The organism is Filimonas zeae (assembly GCF_014641615.1).
GTDB lineage: Bacteria > Bacteroidota > Bacteroidia > Chitinophagales > Chitinophagaceae > Filimonas > Filimonas zeae.
Window position 1 is genome coordinate 38,438 of sequence record NZ_BMIB01000006.1, and the last position, 16,281, is coordinate 54,718.

At 47.6% G+C, this 16,281-nt stretch carries 11 protein-coding genes; 5 read left to right on the forward strand and 6 right to left on the reverse strand.

All coding sequences use genetic code 11. The features are described 5' to 3' along the window. Nucleotides 1-48: 48 nt before the first annotated feature. From IEY13_RS26255 to IEY13_RS26270, 4 genes are all read right to left on the reverse strand, one after another. A complete protein-coding gene (locus tag IEY13_RS26255; protein ID WP_188958069.1) occupies nucleotides 49-1,266 on the reverse strand; it encodes a FecR family protein in 1,218 nt (405 codons plus the stop codon). 70 nt (nucleotides 1,267-1,336) lie between these two features. Beyond that, a complete protein-coding gene (locus tag IEY13_RS26260; protein WP_188958071.1) occupies nucleotides 1,337-1,903 on the reverse strand; it encodes an RNA polymerase sigma factor in 567 nt (188 codons plus the stop codon). Nucleotides 1,904-2,280: 377 nt separating this feature from the next. Further along, on the reverse strand, nucleotides 2,281-2,934 hold the full coding sequence (locus tag IEY13_RS26265; protein ID WP_188958073.1) for a hypothetical protein: 654 nt from the start codon (nucleotides 2,932-2,934) through the stop codon (nucleotides 2,281-2,283). Nucleotides 2,935-3,328: 394 nt separating this feature from the next. Beyond that, nucleotides 3,329-3,937 carry a pseudouridine synthase gene (locus IEY13_RS26270; RefSeq protein ID WP_188958075.1) on the reverse strand — a complete coding sequence of 203 codons (609 nt, stop codon included), beginning with the start codon at nucleotides 3,935-3,937 and terminating at the stop codon, nucleotides 3,329-3,331. A gap of 321 nt (nucleotides 3,938-4,258) precedes the next feature. Between IEY13_RS26270 and IEY13_RS26275 the strand changes: the two genes are divergently transcribed. The 4 genes from IEY13_RS26275 to mutL all read left to right on the forward strand — a co-directional run bounded on the left by IEY13_RS26275 (nucleotide 4,259) and on the right by mutL (nucleotide 11,405). After that, the gene (locus IEY13_RS26275) at nucleotides 4,259-5,062 is read left to right on the forward strand and encodes a hypothetical protein (RefSeq protein ID WP_188958077.1); all 804 of its coding nucleotides are present in this window, start codon (nucleotides 4,259-4,261) and stop codon (nucleotides 5,060-5,062) included. Nucleotides 5,063-5,084: 22 nt separating this feature from the next. Then, nucleotides 5,085-5,732 carry an alpha/beta fold hydrolase gene (locus tag IEY13_RS26280; RefSeq protein ID WP_188958079.1) on the forward strand — a complete coding sequence of 216 codons (648 nt, stop codon included), beginning with the start codon at nucleotides 5,085-5,087 and terminating at the stop codon, nucleotides 5,730-5,732. Nucleotides 5,733-5,925: 193 nt separating this feature from the next. After that, the gene (locus IEY13_RS26285) at nucleotides 5,926-9,204 is read left to right on the forward strand and encodes a S41 family peptidase (RefSeq protein WP_188958081.1); all 3,279 of its coding nucleotides are present in this window, start codon (nucleotides 5,926-5,928) and stop codon (nucleotides 9,202-9,204) included. A gap of 182 nt (nucleotides 9,205-9,386) precedes the next feature. Continuing rightward, a complete protein-coding gene (mutL, locus tag IEY13_RS26290; RefSeq protein ID WP_188958083.1) occupies nucleotides 9,387-11,405 on the forward strand; it encodes a DNA mismatch repair endonuclease MutL in 2,019 nt (672 codons plus the stop codon). Between the two features lie 189 nt (nucleotides 11,406-11,594). On the opposite strand, the gene IEY13_RS26295 is transcribed toward mutL, so the two are convergent. After that, a complete protein-coding gene (locus tag IEY13_RS26295; RefSeq protein ID WP_188958085.1) occupies nucleotides 11,595-12,899 on the reverse strand; it encodes a D-alanyl-D-alanine carboxypeptidase/D-alanyl-D-alanine-endopeptidase in 1,305 nt (434 codons plus the stop codon). 114 nt (nucleotides 12,900-13,013) lie between these two features. On the opposite strand from IEY13_RS26295, the gene IEY13_RS26300 reads away from it, so the two are divergent. Beyond that, entirely contained in the window at nucleotides 13,014-15,056 is a 2,043-nt protein-coding gene (locus IEY13_RS26300) for a M13 family metallopeptidase (RefSeq protein WP_188958086.1), read from the forward strand. Between the two features lie 63 nt (nucleotides 15,057-15,119). Here the strand turns inward: IEY13_RS26300 and IEY13_RS26305 are convergent, their stop codons facing one another. Continuing rightward, nucleotides 15,120-16,256, reverse strand: coding sequence for a formimidoylglutamase (locus tag IEY13_RS26305; protein ID WP_188958089.1), 1,137 nt, complete (start codon nucleotides 16,254-16,256; stop codon nucleotides 15,120-15,122). Nucleotides 16,257-16,281 lie beyond the last annotated feature (25 nt).

The following is a 16,281-nucleotide window of genomic DNA, read 5'->3' on the forward strand; positions in this document are numbered from 1 at the left end:
CTCGCTGTATTCCCGCAAATTAGTGGCTAAACACTATAGAAAGACGGCCTATAAGACGATAATCGTCCTGTTTTCGAGCTTGAAATCCACATCTCCACCAATGAATTTAATGTCATCCAGTGTTTTGGTCAGCGGACTTTTACGGTCGAAGCTACCAGTTATAGTAACGTCGCTTTTGGGCTGTTTCTTATAAATCACCTTTACATTGTACCAGCGACTCAATTCGTCCAGCACTTTAGGTAAAGGGGTTTTATCAAAGTAGAAGGAGCCGTCTATCCAGGAAGTGGCAACCCGGGTGTCTACAGTAGCTACCTCTAACTGGTTATCGGTAGTAAAGCTGGCCTGGTTACCTGGTTTTAAAACAGCACTCTGTACGCCATTTTCAGAAGATACCTTTACTGCACCATTTACAAGGGTGGTTTGGATATCATCATCAGTCTGGTAAGCACTTACGTTAAAGGCCGTACCTAACACCTCAATATTCATGGTACCCGAAGCAGGTTTGCTTACAGTCACATGAAAAGGATGTTTGGCATCTTTAGTTACATCAAAATAAGCTTGTCCCTGTAATAATTCCACTTCACGGGTGCTTCCTGAAAAGGCAGAGGGAAAGCGGAGGGTGGAGGAAGCGTTTAGCCAAACCCGTGTGCCGTCGGAGAGTGTTAGCGAATACTCTCCGCCGACGGGAATGGTGATGGTGTTGATCAAAGGGTGCAAGTCACCTGCAGACTTGTCAGCAACGGCCTGACTAACAATATTATAGGTCACTAGCCCGTTTGCAGCTTTTTCAATGCTGGCATTTCCTTCTTTAGCAAGTTCACCAACGGACACGGTGTTTAATTCAACAATTCGCCCGTTACTTAATTGTAACATTGCCTTTTTACCGCCCGGAACAATGGCATCTGTGGTAGCAACGGCTGTCAGATTTCCTTTACTGCCGGGTTTGGTAAAATTCAATGTCCAGTAAGCTCCGGCTCCCAGTATAATCAGCCCGATTACACTGGCGGCGACTTTTCCATAGGTTAGCAACGGCCGGCGATTCAACCGCGGGAATCTTTGTGCGCTTTCCTCATTTGCAACCATCATTAGCTGCTCATGAGAACGGTTATATATTTTATCCAGTTCAGACTCTATTTCGGGAGACAATGCCTCCTCAAAGTCTAAACCAGATATCCAGGCGTCAACCGCACGAATTTCTTCTATGGTTGCCTGACCATCTGCGTAATGATGTAACGCCTGTAATATATCCTCTGATAGGTTATCCATAATGGTGTTATACTAATAAGAGTAAGCTGAATGAATAATTACGTATGCCTCTGAAAAAAAATCTGAGAAATTATAGAAAAAACAGTGAAGCCACCTTTTCTAAAGATTTCTTCACCTTGCTAACGCCGTTTTCTACCTGTTTTTCAACAGTACGGGCAGAAATACCCTGCTCGGCAGCAATCTGTTTGGCGGTAAGCCCTTTTATTTTGCTGTCAATAAATATTACCCGGCATTTTTCAGGTAAACGGTCAATGGCTAACTGCAGGCATTTTTCGAGGAACCTGCTATTATATACGTCTTCGGGAGTAAGGTGGCTGGCAGTTTCGGGAAGCGCTTCACCTGGCATCTGCTCGCGGCCTCTTTTAGAAAGATAGCGTACAGAACCATATTTTACACAGGTGAACAGGTATTTACTGATATCCTCAATTTCAATGGTGGCATGGTTGCGCCACAGACTCAGAAAAATGTCCTGAACAATATCTTCCGCTGCGTGTAAGTCTTTGGTAATCTTTAATGCCGCCCTTAATGCAGATTTAGCGTAACGCGTATGCAAAACGCCAAAAGCGTCTGCATTACCAGATCGAATTAAATTTAATATTTCAGTATCACTACAATGCGTGTACATAATTCGTTTCATGTTTGTTACAGGGTTCGGGCGTCTGATGCAGGATCAGGTAAAGTTAACTCTGGCAAACTATTGTAAATATACTACTCTCCCTCCGTTCACACCCCCATTTCCAGATACTTTTTCGCAAAATTCGGTGTTTTACCGTTCTTACCGGTATTTTTTGCCCGTAATATGCTGTTAAATCATCTTCCTGAAAATAAAATACCCTGTATAGATATACAGGGTGCCTACCAGCTTACTGGTGTTATTCCCATGAAAACGTTGAATCATTTTAAAAGAGTCCCCCGTATAGACATACGGGGCCTTGGGCCAAGCTTTATAAAAGCTTATACACCGTGACTAACCGAACAAGTTCTGCTAATCATGTCTGAATGATCGTCAATAAATTATGAGATGGCAGGCAACCCTGGGAAAAGATTACTACTGGTTACAACGCAAGGGGTTAAAGCGCTCTTATTGGGGAAACAAAGCGCACTGCTAATATTGCCAAAAAAAATGATTAATGCAATATATTTAATCAATATTTTTTCACGCTTTACAAAACCAGCCCCTTCCAGACTGGCAGCAGCCTTCCGCGTTCGTCTGTTGGCACCTGTTCTGTGTTTCCTGCTGCCTATACTCCGTTGTGCAGGCAAGGAAAACAACAGATTACCACCCGCTTTTTCAGAGGCTATCAACCGCGGAATCTGCTGTTCTTCGAATGTTTTGGCAATGGCTGCGGCAGCGTGCTGCAGCAGTATCTGTACTTCTGCAACGTTTTTGTCAGCTTTCAACCAGTGTATTGCTTTTCCGGCAAGCTGCTGGTAATGAGTACGTTTACGGCCATCTGGCAGTGTACTGTAAGCCGCAGCAGCCAGCGGCGAGGCAATGGCAAGTAACTCCGCATGTTTACGGGTATTGGCAAACTCCGGCGCATGCTTCACACGCTCTCCGCTCAGCGGATTGGCCATACAGGCAATAGTTCGCCCTTTGCTTTTGTAAATCCGGAGCGGACCATACCTGCCCGCAGGCGGTGGATTTTCACACGTATATATTGCCATATCTCTCTTTGTAAGTTAATCAATTAAACGTTGCCCACCTCCTGTTTTCCTCACAAATCTGAACGCTTTAGCACCGAACCTGTGCTATACCTGTACCGAACAAACGATGAAGAAAAACCGACATTTCCCCAATCCCAAACAAAGGCATGCAGCAGTAAACACTCAGACAACAACATAAAAAACCCCATATGGAAATACGGGGCGCTTTTTACCAAAACTAACTGCATATCATGCTTACCGCATGAGAGCTTATATGTAGACCTCAGGCATTTCTGCCTTCGCAACCTTCAATGTTAATGGGGAAATTGGACTTCGTAATGCGAATATAAAGCGGCTTTAATTCATTATGCCACCCTGAACAAAATGAATAGAATCTTTTATTTTATAATATATGCTATTGCCAGTTGGCAATTTTCAGGCGCTCAAAAAACAGCATTTCGTCCCATTCCTGCACCTCGCCCGGTTGCAGACTGCCAAGCGTAAGATCTTCAATCTCTGTTCTTATCAGCCTTTTGCACTTATGCCGTACAGCAGCCACCATTTTCCGCACCTGGTGGTAGCGCCCTTCAGTAAGGCTGATGCGCAGCCAGGTATGGGGAATAAAATCCGGCGTTTCAAAAGCATGATGAAAAAGGTCTGCCGGCTCCGGTACAATATCCACCTCGCAGGGTGCGGTGGTGTACCATCCCCCGTCGCTGGCAGAAATCGGTATGCCTTTGCGCAACAGCTCCACCGTTTCGGGCTGCACCGCATGGGCCACCTTTACCAGGTAGGTACGTTTGTGCGGCACTTCACCCTGAAACAACAGACGCGTTACTTTTTTATTGGTGGTCAGCAGCAGCATCCCTTCTGAGTTGCCATCCAGCCGGCCAATGGCATGTGTTCCTTCCGGGAAAGGAAAATCCAGTTCGCTCAACAGTGGCACCGCATGGGAGCTTACAAACTGCGATACCATATTATAGGGCTTATTCAGTACAAAATAACGATGGCCGGATACACTCATGCAAACCTTAAATAATGATAGAAAAGGTTAAAAGTACCCTAAACCAGGCAAGCATCCTTCTTTTTACATAATAATAAGAGTAACTTTAAAACAACAAGCCAGCCGCAAGGCACGGTAAAGAAATTACTGAAAAACCAAAGTGTCCTTTGCTTCCATTTTCTTTTGTAAAAACCACTCCCTCTACCCTTCCACCGCCGGCATGCCTATGTGAATAGTGGCCCGTTTGTGCCTTATTCTTATGTTTTTACCCACCGAACAAAAACAAATAAGCATAAAAACAATACTTTGCGGACTATTTTACCAAAATAAACCCCTGTTATCATGGCATTGATATCACGCAACTCTTTGTTTCTTAGTCTGTTCGTGGCTGCTGCTGCCTTCTGTTCCTGCGGTGGAAACAATGTAAAAACCCCTTCTGGCGCCACTACAACAGAAGGCCCGTCTACCAACTTTACCAACCTCGATACCCCGGTATACTTTAGTGGCCTGTGGGTAAACGAAAACTATATTGGCAATGTAAAGCAGAACAAATCGCCCAAAGCCGCACAAGCTGCAGCTGGCGAAATGAAAAGCTGTATCAATATCCCGCTGAAAACACTGGTACCCACTTCTTTCATTTTCGGTTTTCATGAAGGTGGCGATCCGCTGGTAGTGGTTAAAAACGGGCCTGATTTTCAACTGTGGGATCAGCAGAGCAAACAACCGGAGTTAACCATTAAGCTGGAATCGCCCGAACGCATGAAAATTGGCAACGATGTGTTTGTTAAAATGGCTACACCTGGCAACAGCGCCGCGCAGGATCTGGGTATTCTTTCTTCTGTACTGTTCCGAGGCAACTATATTACTTCTAACGGCACCACCGTAGAGTTTACAGAAAATGGCGAGGTGAAGGGGCTGGATGGCTATACCTCATACAGCCCTATTATAGATTATAACGATGTGGCACTGGATGTTGACCAGTTGATTATGGAAGGTCCTGGCAAACCTGCCGAGCATTTTGGGTTTAAGTTTGTTAACGATGCGTTGCTGGTATATCAGTTAAAATGCGTGCAGAAAGACACAGCTAAAAATACCTGCCTGAAGGTAGACTTTGGCGAAAGCAGATACATTTTAAAAAGAAAATAAGATTGCCCTGACGGCGAGTAGCATGACAACATATTTTATCAGTGGATTAGGTGCCGACAAAAGGGCTTTTGACAAAATAGAATTACCAGTTGGCTATGAGGCAGTGTATCTGGATTGGGTACCGCCGCTGGCCGATGAAAATCTGGAACAATACGCCGCACGCTTTGCCCAAAAGATAGACGCTTCAGCCCCCTTTATGCTGGTGGGTCTATCTTTTGGTGGTATGCTGGCAGTGGAAATAAGTAAAATAAAGCCCCCACGCCACCTGGTTCTGATAGCTACCGCCGCCACCCGTAATGAATTACCACTGCCTTACCGCATTGCCGGCGGCCTTAGACTGGATAAATTGCTGCCTTATAAGCGACTTACCAAAAAGCCGGGCAAGTTTATCAACTGGCTGTTTGGCCCGCTGGATGAGGAGAGCAAAGAAATACTGCACAGCTTTATTAAAAACACCAATCCCGCTTTTTTAAAATGGGCTATAGGGCAGATAGCACGCTGGCGCAATACTGCCCATCCGGCCAACCTGTTGCAGATACATGGCAGTAAAGACAAACTGTTTCCTGCACAATTTTCCAAAGCTACCTTTGAAATGAAAGATGGAGGGCACTTTTGCCTGTTTAGCCATTGCCGGGTAATTAACATGCTGCTGGCCAACCAGCTGCGGTAAAAAAATGGCCCCTGTTAGACAACAGGGGCTTCTGTAAATTACACACATGAGAAAGAGCGCAATATATTGCGCAATCCAACATGGCACAATACCTATTTGCAGGTAATTTGTGCCCGTTCAACCGCTTATCCATTTCCCCCTCCCTGGTTTGCGGTATTCTTTTTACATTTCAGATTCAACCAAAGTTTTATACATGATAAAAACACTATCAGGCCTGGCGGTCTGCCTGGTATGCACAACCCAGCTACCAGCCCAGATTGATGCAGGACTTTTCCGGTATGCAGATGTATCTCAAACACAGATTGTTTTTACCTACGCCAACGATATCTGGATTATGCCAAAAGAGGGCGGGCAGGCCATAAAACTAAGTTCACCTGCCGGGGTAGAAAGCTTTCCCAAGTTCTCTCCCGATGGTAAAACCCTGGCATTTACAGGCAACTACGATGGTAATAAAGACGTATACACCCTGCCGGTGAACGGTGGCGTACCACAGCGGCTTACACAGCACGGCTACCCCGACAGAGTGGTAGACTGGACGCCCGATGGCAAGGTGCTTTTTGCCTCGCTGCGCGAAAGTGGTAAAGAGCGCTTTAACCAGTTTTATACTGTAGCGCCCACCGGTGGTGCAGTTACCAAGCTGCCGCTGGCCTATGCAGAATTTGGCAGCTATAGCCCCGATGGTAAACAAATAGCCGTAACCTTCCGCAGCCAGGCTTTCAGAAGCTGGAAAAGATACCGCGGTGGATGGAAGGCAGATATTCATGTATACAACTTTGCCACGCAGACTTCGGAAAACATCTCTGCCAAAGACACAGCGGGCGATGAGTTTCCTATGTGGCACGATAAATATATTTATTTTCTGAGCGATCGCGGGCAGGACCTCCGCATGAACCTGTGGCGTTACAACACCACTACCAAAGCGGTGGAGCAACTGACGCATTTTAAAGATTACGATGTTCACTTTCCTTCCATGGGGCCATCAGACATTGTGTTTGAAGCAGGTGGCAAGCTGTACCTGTTCTCACTCACCAGCCAGAAGGCAACCGAAGTAAAAGTATCTGTAATAACAGATAAAGCTACGCTGCGCCCACGTCAGGAAAACGTACGCAATTACCTGCAGTATATTACTATCAGCCCCGATGGTAACCGTGTACTGGCAGGCGCCAGAGGAGATGTATTTTCGTTACCTGCAGAAGAAGGTTATGTAAAAAACCTTACCCATACCTCCGCAGCAGCAGAACGCAGTGCAGCATGGTCGCCCGATGGCAAAACCATTGCTTACTGGAGTGATGCCTCCGGCGAATACGAACTGTACTTACAGGATGCCACCAAAGAAACAGCCCCACAAAAGGTAACCAGCTATGGCCCCGGCTTCCGGTACGATCTGTTCTGGTCGCCCGATAGTAAAAAGCTGGCCTTTATAGATAAGGCTATGCGCATTTACATCTTCGATGTCAGCACCCGGCAAACAACAGAAGTAGATCATGCCCTGCGCTACATGCATGGCAACCTGGATAACTTCAGAGCCAGCTGGTCGCACGACAGCAAATGGCTGGCCTATGCCCGTGATCTGGACAACCAGCACGATGCGGTGTTTCTGTACGACTATACCAATAAAAAGGCACATCAGGTAACCAGCGGCTTTTACAGCTGCACCAATCCGGTGTTTGACAGAGAAGGTAAATACCTGTACCTGTTAACCAACCAGAACTTTAACCCTACGTATAGCGATATTGATAACTCTTTTGTATACACCAATGCCATGCAGGTAGCAGCCATCAGCCTGCAGAAAGATACCCGCTCGCCCCTGTACGCTAAAAACGATACAGTAAGCGTGAAGCAGGAAGACGAGCCTGCTAAAAAAGACGAAGACAAGTCTAAAACCCTTGACAAAGGCAAGGATAAAAAAGACAAAAAAGACGACGACAAAAAAGAAGATAAGAAAGACGAAAAAAACGTAAAGATTGATCTGGACCAGATAGAGCGCCGCTTAACGCTGTTACCTGTAGCACCAGGCAACTATAACAGGCTATCAGCCGGTAAAGGCAAGCTGATCTATATCAAATATGCAAGCGGTGCGCCTCCTTCCATCCGCTACTTTGATCTGGAAGAGCGGGAAGAAAAAACCATCCTTAACAACAGCGGCTTTTACCTCCTTACCGCCGATGGCCAGAAAATGCTGGTATCGCAAAACGGCAACTGGGCAGTAATTAAAGCGGCCGAAAACCAGAAGCCAGACAAGCAGGTACCGGTAAAGGATATGAAGATGACCGTTGAGCCTATGGCAGAGTGGAAACAAATATTCACCGATGCATGGAGGCTTGAGAGAGACTACTTCTACGATCCGGGTATGCACGGCGTTAACTGGCAGCAGGCAAAAGAGCGCTACCAGAAAATGCTGGAAGGCGCAACTACCCGCGAAGAGGTAAACTTTGTAATAGGCGAACTGATTGGCGAACTGAACGCCTCACACACTTACTATGGTGGTGGCGACGGCGACCGCGAAAAGAGCACCAGCGTAGGCTACCTGGGTATTGACTGGGAGGCTGCCGGCAACTTTTACAAAGTAAAAACCATACTGCGTGGTGCTACCTGGGATGCGGAAGCACGCTCTCCGTTAGACCAGCCCGGCATTAACGTAAAAGAAGGCGATTACATTCTGGCCGTAAACGGAGTGCCGTTAACAACTACGCAGGAGCCTTATGCCGCTTTTCAGGACCTGAGTGAAAAAACAGTAGAGCTGACGTATAACAGCACCCCCGACCGGAAAGGTGCTAAAACCATAGTGGTAACCACTATGGAGGATGAATACCGCCTGCGCAATCTGGCCTGGATTGAAGGCAACCGCAAGCGCGTGGAAGAAGCCACCAACGGTGAAGCGGGTTACATTTTTGTACCCAGCACAGGCGTGGATGGTCAGAACGAACTGATACGGCAGTTTAACGCCCAGTGGGATAAAAAATCGCTGGTAATAGATGAACGCTTTAACAACGGTGGTCAGATACCCGACCGGTTTATAGAACTGCTGAACCGTAAACCGCTGGCGTTCTGGGCCATACGCGATGGCAGCAAGTGGCCATGGCCTCCTTACGCCAACTTCGGCCCCAAAGTAATGCTTATTAACGGCTGGAGCGGCTCGGGTGGCGATGCCTTCCCCGACTACTTCCGCAAAGCGGGCCTGGGGCCATTGATTGGTGCCAGAACCTGGGGCGGGTTGATAGGCATCAGCGGCCTGCCTGATCTTATTGATAACGGCAATATTACCGCCCCCTCTTTCCGTATGTACAACCCCGATGGCAGCTGGTTTGCCGAAGGGCATGGGGTAGAACCCGATATTGCCGTGGATGAAAACCTGGGCCAGATGGCCAGAGGGATTGATCCGCAGCTGGAAAAAGCCATCAGCACTATTAAAGAACTGCTGAAAACCAAAGGCTACACCGCACCAGGGGCGCCCACGTACGAAAAACGTTAGTCCTTTTCTGTTTCACATACCATCAACCGCGCATGTACTTATCCACATGCGCGGTTTTATTTTAGCCATACCGCTACAATAGCCCTGTTTTTGTACAAAACACATGGTTTATAACACCAGCCGTTTTTACCGTCTCACTTAATGGCTTATTTTTACAAATTCAAAAAAAAGGTTAGGAAGCAGTGCCAGATATTATACAATTATTACCCGACAATATTGCAAACCAGATAGCCGCCGGTGAGGTAATTCAGCGCCCCGCCAGTGCCGTAAAGGAGTTTCTGGAAAATGCAGTGGATGCGGGTGCTACTGAAATACGATTAATTGTAAACGACGCCGGCAAAAGCCTGATACAGGTAATTGACAACGGCAAAGGCATGAGCGAAACCGATGCCCGCATGAGCTTTGAGCGCCATGCCACCAGCAAAATAAAAAAAATTGACGATCTGTTTAAGGTACGCACCATGGGCTTCCGTGGTGAGGCACTGGCCTCTATTGCGGCCGTTGCACAGGTGGAGCTGAAAACACGCCGCGCAGAAGATGAGTTGGGTACTTATGTGGAAATAGAAAACAGCGCCGTGGTTAAACAGGAGCCTTGTGCCTGCCCCGTAGGCACCAACATGTGCATGAAAAACCTGTTTTTTAACGTACCTGCCCGCCGCAACTTTTTAAAAAGCAATGCCGCAGAAATGCGCCATATAGTAGATGAGTTTATCCATGTGGCTATGGCATTTCCGGAAATCTTTTTCTCTTTTACCGCCAATGGCATAGAGCAGTTTCACCTGGAAGCAGGCAGCCTTAAACAGCGTATTGTACAGCTGATGGGCAACCAGCACAGCAGCAAACTGGTACAGGTAAAAGAAGATACCGACTATATGAACATATTCGGTTTTGTGGGTAAGCCCGAAACAGCCCGCAAAACACGTGGCGATCAATACTTTTTTGTAAACAGCCGCTATATCAAAAGCCCCTACCTTAACCATGCGGTTATGAGTGCTTTTGAAGGTATGCTGCCTAAAGACAGCTTTCCGCTGTATGTACTGTTTATTGATCTGGACCCAACCCAGGTAGATATTAACGTACACCCCACCAAACAGGAGATTAAGTTTGAGGACGAAAAGATTGTATACGCTTTTGTACAGGCAGCCGTAAAACATGCACTGGCCACATTTAGCGTAGCACCCTCACTCGACTTTACTCTTAACGCCGACATACAACAGCTGGATGCTGTTAGCAAACCCTTTACCAATAACGAGCAGGAGAATGCCTCCGGCTCTCAGTTATACCAGACATTTACCCAAAAGCATCAGGCCCACGCTATAGAGGGCAGCAACAAAAGCGAACTGAAGCACTGGAAAGAATTTTTTACGCCACTGGGAAGAGAGGGAGAGCAGCGTGAACAAAGTACCCCCCAGGGCAGCAGCAGTGCTTCGGGCAGAACCGATAGTTATATGGAAAGAGGCACTACATCAAACAGACAGGAAAAAGCAGCACAGGGCCACTGGGCCTTACCCGGCGAACGCGCCTTACCAGGGCTCTCCGGCAGCGGCAGCGCCTTTGATGATATTGGCGGTATTTCAGGCGGCGGCATGGAGGGCCTGTATTCACTGGAAATGAGTACCGGCAGGCAACTGGCTCCCAACGCGCTGTTTATTCAGTTACACAACACCTACATACTCGCTCCTGTAAACAACGGCTTTCTGGTAGTACACCAGCAGCTGGCGCACGAGCGTATATTATACGAACGTTATTCTCTCGCGGCACACTCGCACAACATGGCCTCACAGCAAAGCCTGTTTCCTTCTACGCTGGAACTGGCACCTGCCGATGCGGTGCTGTTGCAGGACTTACTGCCCGAGCTAAAAGCCATCGGTTATCAGGTAGAACCTTTTGGTAAAGACAGCTTTATTATACAAGGCACCCCGGCAGATATTACCCAGGGCAACGAGCGCCATTCTATTGAATTACTGATAGAGCAGTTTAAACACTTCAGCAGCGATATCAAATTCAGCAAGCGCGAAAAACTGGTACGCTGTATGGCCCGCCAGCAGGCTATCAAAACCGGGCAGGTACTTTCTCAGCAGGAAATGTTACGCCTGGTAGAAGAACTGTTGAAATGCAGCACGCCCAATGTAACGCCTACCGGCAGCCCTACTTATCTGGAGTATAAGGAAGACTATCTGGATAAGATGTTTGGCAGATAAGCATTACTTACACAAGTATACCCGCTCTATTATGGGGCAGCAACAAAAAGATGGCGTATCGTAAATCCGATACGCCATCTTTTTGTTCGGGAACCTGATGGTATCTATTGTTGTTTATAAAATGCTCAGGGCCTTCATTTTATTGTTGATACCACCTATTTGTATGGGTAGTGCATGGTACTTATGGCATCAGTACTCTTCTATAATATCTGTAAGAAACTGCTCTACGCCCCTGCGTATAACACTGGCTGCTGCCTGATGATTGTTTACCAGCACAGAAAAGGCCAGTACTTTGTTTTTACGGGTTAACAAATAACCACTCAACGCTATGTTGTTACTCAAAGTTCCTGTTTTGGCATAAATGCGGCCTGCATAAGCTTTGTAATAACCGGTTAAGGTTCCTGCATCACCAGTTTGCAATATGCCTGCTATACGCTTCCAGTTAAAGTCAGCACTCATTTTCGCCAGCAGCCACACCAGGTCCTGTGGTGTTATCAGGTTGTACCGGCTAAGGCCACTGCCATCTACCCAGCGCGGGCGTTGCGGCATGGCGCTGTAATCCTCCTCCAGCATGGCTTGTATAACAGAGGCAGTACGCATATCGTTAAAACGCTTTCTACCTGCCATCAGCAATGCCTGCTCTGCGTAAAAGTTATCGCTCCGGTGCATCATAATACGCAGCAGGGCATCTACCGGCTGACTGTGTATCACCGTTCTATTGCCTTCCGGTTCCGGCGTAGCCTCATCAGCAGGTTGCTGCCAATGGATAGGTTTATGCAGGGTATCGGCCAGTAATTGCATATTCAGGCTATCGCTGGTAATAAAGGGTATTGTAACAGGCTTATAGCTGTTGCCGGTGGCAGCGTAAGTAAACCTGTTCTCATGCAATGTCCGTTGCAGTTTGTTTATATAACCTGTTTGGTTGTTACCCGTAATAACTGATGTAAAAGAAGCAGGCACCACCTGTTTTTCACCGCTCCGGCCACTCACGGTAAGCAGGTTGCCATAAATAGGTAAAGCGCTTCTTTCCGCCATATAATCTTCTGTAAAATCATCCCAGGCCCAGCCGGTACCCCACGCATTTCCGTTCCATCGCTGTGCCCCGGCCTGTAACGGTTTGGTGGCTTTGCACAGCCAGTCATATACAGGCTGGTATGCAAAATCCGGATGCAGCAGGGTAGGGTCGCCCGTGGGCAATAGCTGTAGTGCATCCCGGGTTTCCACTACCTCCAGGCCATCCAGGCTATCACCCAGATACTTCATGGCGGTATAGCAGGTAAGCAACTTCATATTGCTGGCAGGAATAAAATATTTGTCGCCCTGGTAGTTATACAAATACGCACCGGTACGCAGGTCCATTACACAAACACCAGTGTGGGCATTGGCCAGCGCCGGTAAAGACAGCGGTGATTGACCAGTGGCTACAGCAGTTTTGCGGGAAGCGGTACAGGAAACCGCCAGCACAGGCAGTATTCCTAAACAAAGCTTTAACAAATAATCTTTTTTCCTAATTAACCGTACCGTTTCACCTATCATTACCCTTTTTTAACCAAATTAAATAAAAGGGCGTCCCCCCGGTGAATAAATTTGCCGCTTCAAGCATAAAACATGAGAAATAGCTTTCACCTGCAGGGCATGCTGGTGGCCGGTGCTTTATTATCGGGCGCGGCTGCTTTTGCCGGACCAGAAAAACCTGGTCAGATTAAATACATAGATAAAGCCAATATGGACCTGTCCGTAAAGCCCGGCGATAATTTTTACCGCTATGCCAACGGCACCTGGTTAAAAAACAACCCCGTACCCGGCAGCAAAACCCGCTGGGGCAGTTTTGATATGCTGCGCGAAGAGAGCAGCAAACGCCTGCAAACACTGCTTACCGCTGCAGCCAAAAACACGGGAAAAGACAGGGCTACGCAAATGATTGGCGACTACTATGCCAGTGGTATGGACAGTGCTGCCATTGAGGCCAGAGGTTATCAGCCTATTCAGGCCGATCTTACCCGCCTGGCAGCCATTACCAGCGCAGAGCAGGTAATGACAGAAATAGCCACCCTGCGCACCAACGGCTACGGCGCACCGCTGTTTGGTATGTTTGTAGGCCCCGACCGTAAAAATGTAAACACGTATATAGTACAGATAAGCCAGGGCGGCACCACCCTGCCAGACAGAGATTACTACCTCAAAAACGATCCGCGCAGCACCACCATCCGCGAGGCTTACCGCAACCACCTGCAAAAGATGTTTGCACTGGTAGGCGATAATGCTATGAACGCAGCCAGCAGTGCCGATGCTATTATCCGCATTGAAACTGCACTGGCCAAAGCACAATTCAGTCGTGTGGAAATGCGCGACCCGTATAAACTGTATAACAAATACGCAGTAAAAGACCTGGCTACGCTTACACCGGGCTTTAACTGGCCCACGCTTTTTAGTCAGATGAAAGTGAAGGCAGGTGACAGCGTACTGGTAAACAACCCACAGTTTTTAAAAACTACCGATGTGTTGTTAAGCGCCGTATCGCTGAACGACTGGAAAAGCTATCTGCGCTGGAACGTACTGAAAAGTACCGCCCCTTACCTGAGCAATGCTTTTGTACAACAGGCGTTCAGCTTTACACAGGTACTTACCGGCCAGAAAGAACAAACGCCCCGCTGGCAACGCATCAGCGCTATGATAGATGGCGACCTGGGCGATCTGCTGGGCCAGGTATATGTGCAACAGTATTTTAAACCGGAAGCCAAACAGCGCATGCTGGACCTTGTAAACAACCTGCAACAGACTTTTGAAGAGCGTATTAAGCGCCTGGACTGGATGAGTGATGTTACCAAAGAACGCGCACTGGAAAAACTGCACGCTTTTACCAAAAAGATAGCCTACCCCGATACCTGGAGAACCTACGAGGGTATTGCAATTACCCGTAACGACTTTGCCGCCAACGTACACAGCAGCAATGTATGGAGCTATAATGATATGGTTACCCGTATGGGCCAGCCGGTAGATAAAACCCGCTGGGGAATGACGCCTCCTACTATTAACGCGTATTACAGCCCCACCAATAACGAAATTGCGTTCCCTGCCGGTATTCTGCAGTTTCCGTTCTTTGATTTTGGTGCAGATGATGCTGTTAACTACGGTGGCATTGGTGCGGTAATAGGTCATGAAATGACACACGGTTTTGACGATCAGGGCCGCCAGTCCGCTGCGGATGGCAACCTGAAAGATTGGTGGACCAAAGCAGACGCAGACAAATTCACCACCAAAGCCGATGAGGTAGTAAAACAATACGAAGCCTTTAAGGTGCTGGATACCCTGCACGTAAACGGAAAACTGACGTTGGGTGAAAACCTGGCCGACCTTGGCGGGCTGAATATTGCCTTTGAAGCCTTTACAAAGACCAAACAATTTAAAGATGGCAAAAAAATTGATGGCTTTACCCCAACACAACGTTTCTTTTTAGGCTGGGCGCAGGTATGGCGCAGCAACGCATTGCCGCAAACGCAGGCCCAGCTGCTGTTGACAGATCCGCACGCTCCAGGCGAGGCGCGTGCGAATGGCCCTATTGTAAATATGAACGCGTGGTATGAGGCATTTAATGTACAACCAGGCGATAAATTATATAAACCGGAAGCAGAGCGTACGCATATCTGGTAAACGCTAGTCCTTTCCCCCTCTGATAACCAGAAAAAAGCCGGCCCTCGTGGCCGGCTTTTACTTTTAGCTTCTTTCTACTGCCCGCAACCATCTTTCAGGTATGTCGTTAGAGGCAGCAATAAGGTAGTCCCTATGGCTACAGGCCATATACTTTCCATCGGGTAGCTGCACCCACCACCGTCCGGTACGTTTGCTCTGTAAAAACACGGTTTCTATTTCTGCAAAGGCAATACTGAATTCGTTAAACTCATCCGTCATCTCCATTGGTGCTTCCTGCTTGCCTTTGTGTATACCATCCATCAGGTACCACAGCATATGGCTTATCTGTTTGGCGGTAAGGTCCTGTACATCTCTTTTAGGTATATAACCATAAATACCAATGGTACTAAGGTTAGGGCTCATACCGGCATACTGCATCAGGGTGCAGGCTTCCTCGCCGTTAAACCCGTTGGGGGTCATATAGTTAGACGGGGCATGGCTGTGTTGTATAGCTGCAATATCAAAGCTTAGCATATGGCTGTTGCGTATTACCGGCTCCATTTCATCAATATGCTCTTTAACGCGCCCTACCCGGTAACAATCAAACCGCAGCTTGTCAATGGTTTCCAGCATGGTAGGGTGTACCAGATAACTCTGAAATCCTATATGGTTATAATGCTTTACAAAGTTGGGTTCGCTGGTCAGCAGGTCCAGCATAAAGTTCTCTACCGGCAGTATGCTGTCAATATCCATATCAATACGGGCATCCACACAGGTAAGCTCAATAATATTCTCCGCAGCGGCATACACGTTGTACTGCGCCCGGGTAATATCGTGCGAGCCGCCCAGAATCACCACCCTTTTGTTACAAGATACCAGTTCAGACACCACCGTACGCAGTGCCCCATAGGTGTCGGCCATGGTAATACCGCGTTTTACGTTGCCCATATCTATCACTTTTACAGAGTCGTGCCAGTGGTACAGGCTGTAAAAAGCGCGGCGGATGGCATTGGGGCCATCGGAGTGACTAAACCCAGGGCCTTCTCCCCGCATTTCGCCACAACCTAACAGAATAATATCTGCCCCGTCAATATCCGGCAGTTCGTCTTCATAGGCATCAATATGTTTACCCAACTGGGTATCGCGGTAGCCTTCATCGTTCGATAACTCAGAAATATTCACGGGGTCCAGAAAGTCAATAATCGATTCTAAAGAAGACATATCGCTAAAATTGTTATTGTGTGGG

Excerpts from the sequence above, each read along its gene's own strand:
- IEY13_RS26255 (WP_188958069.1), bottom strand. The coding sequence starts at position 1,266 with ATGGATAACCTATCAGAGGATATATTACAGGCGTTACATCATTACGCA.
- IEY13_RS26260 (WP_188958071.1), bottom strand. The coding sequence starts at position 1,903 with ATGAAACGAATTATGTACACGCATTGTAGTGATACTGAAATATTAAAT.
- IEY13_RS26265 (WP_188958073.1), bottom strand. The coding sequence starts at position 2,934 with ATGGCAATATATACGTGTGAAAATCCACCGCCTGCGGGCAGGTATGGT.
- IEY13_RS26270 (WP_188958075.1), bottom strand. The coding sequence starts at position 3,937 with ATGAGTGTATCCGGCCATCGTTATTTTGTACTGAATAAGCCCTATAAT.
- IEY13_RS26275 (WP_188958077.1), top strand. The coding sequence starts at position 4,259 with ATGGCATTGATATCACGCAACTCTTTGTTTCTTAGTCTGTTCGTGGCT.
- IEY13_RS26280 (WP_188958079.1), top strand. The coding sequence starts at position 5,085 with ATGACAACATATTTTATCAGTGGATTAGGTGCCGACAAAAGGGCTTTT.
- IEY13_RS26285 (WP_188958081.1), top strand. The coding sequence starts at position 5,926 with ATGATAAAAACACTATCAGGCCTGGCGGTCTGCCTGGTATGCACAACC.
- IEY13_RS26300 (WP_188958086.1), top strand. The coding sequence starts at position 13,014 with ATGAGAAATAGCTTTCACCTGCAGGGCATGCTGGTGGCCGGTGCTTTA.
- IEY13_RS26305 (WP_188958089.1), bottom strand. The coding sequence starts at position 16,256 with ATGTCTTCTTTAGAATCGATTATTGACTTTCTGGACCCCGTGAATATT.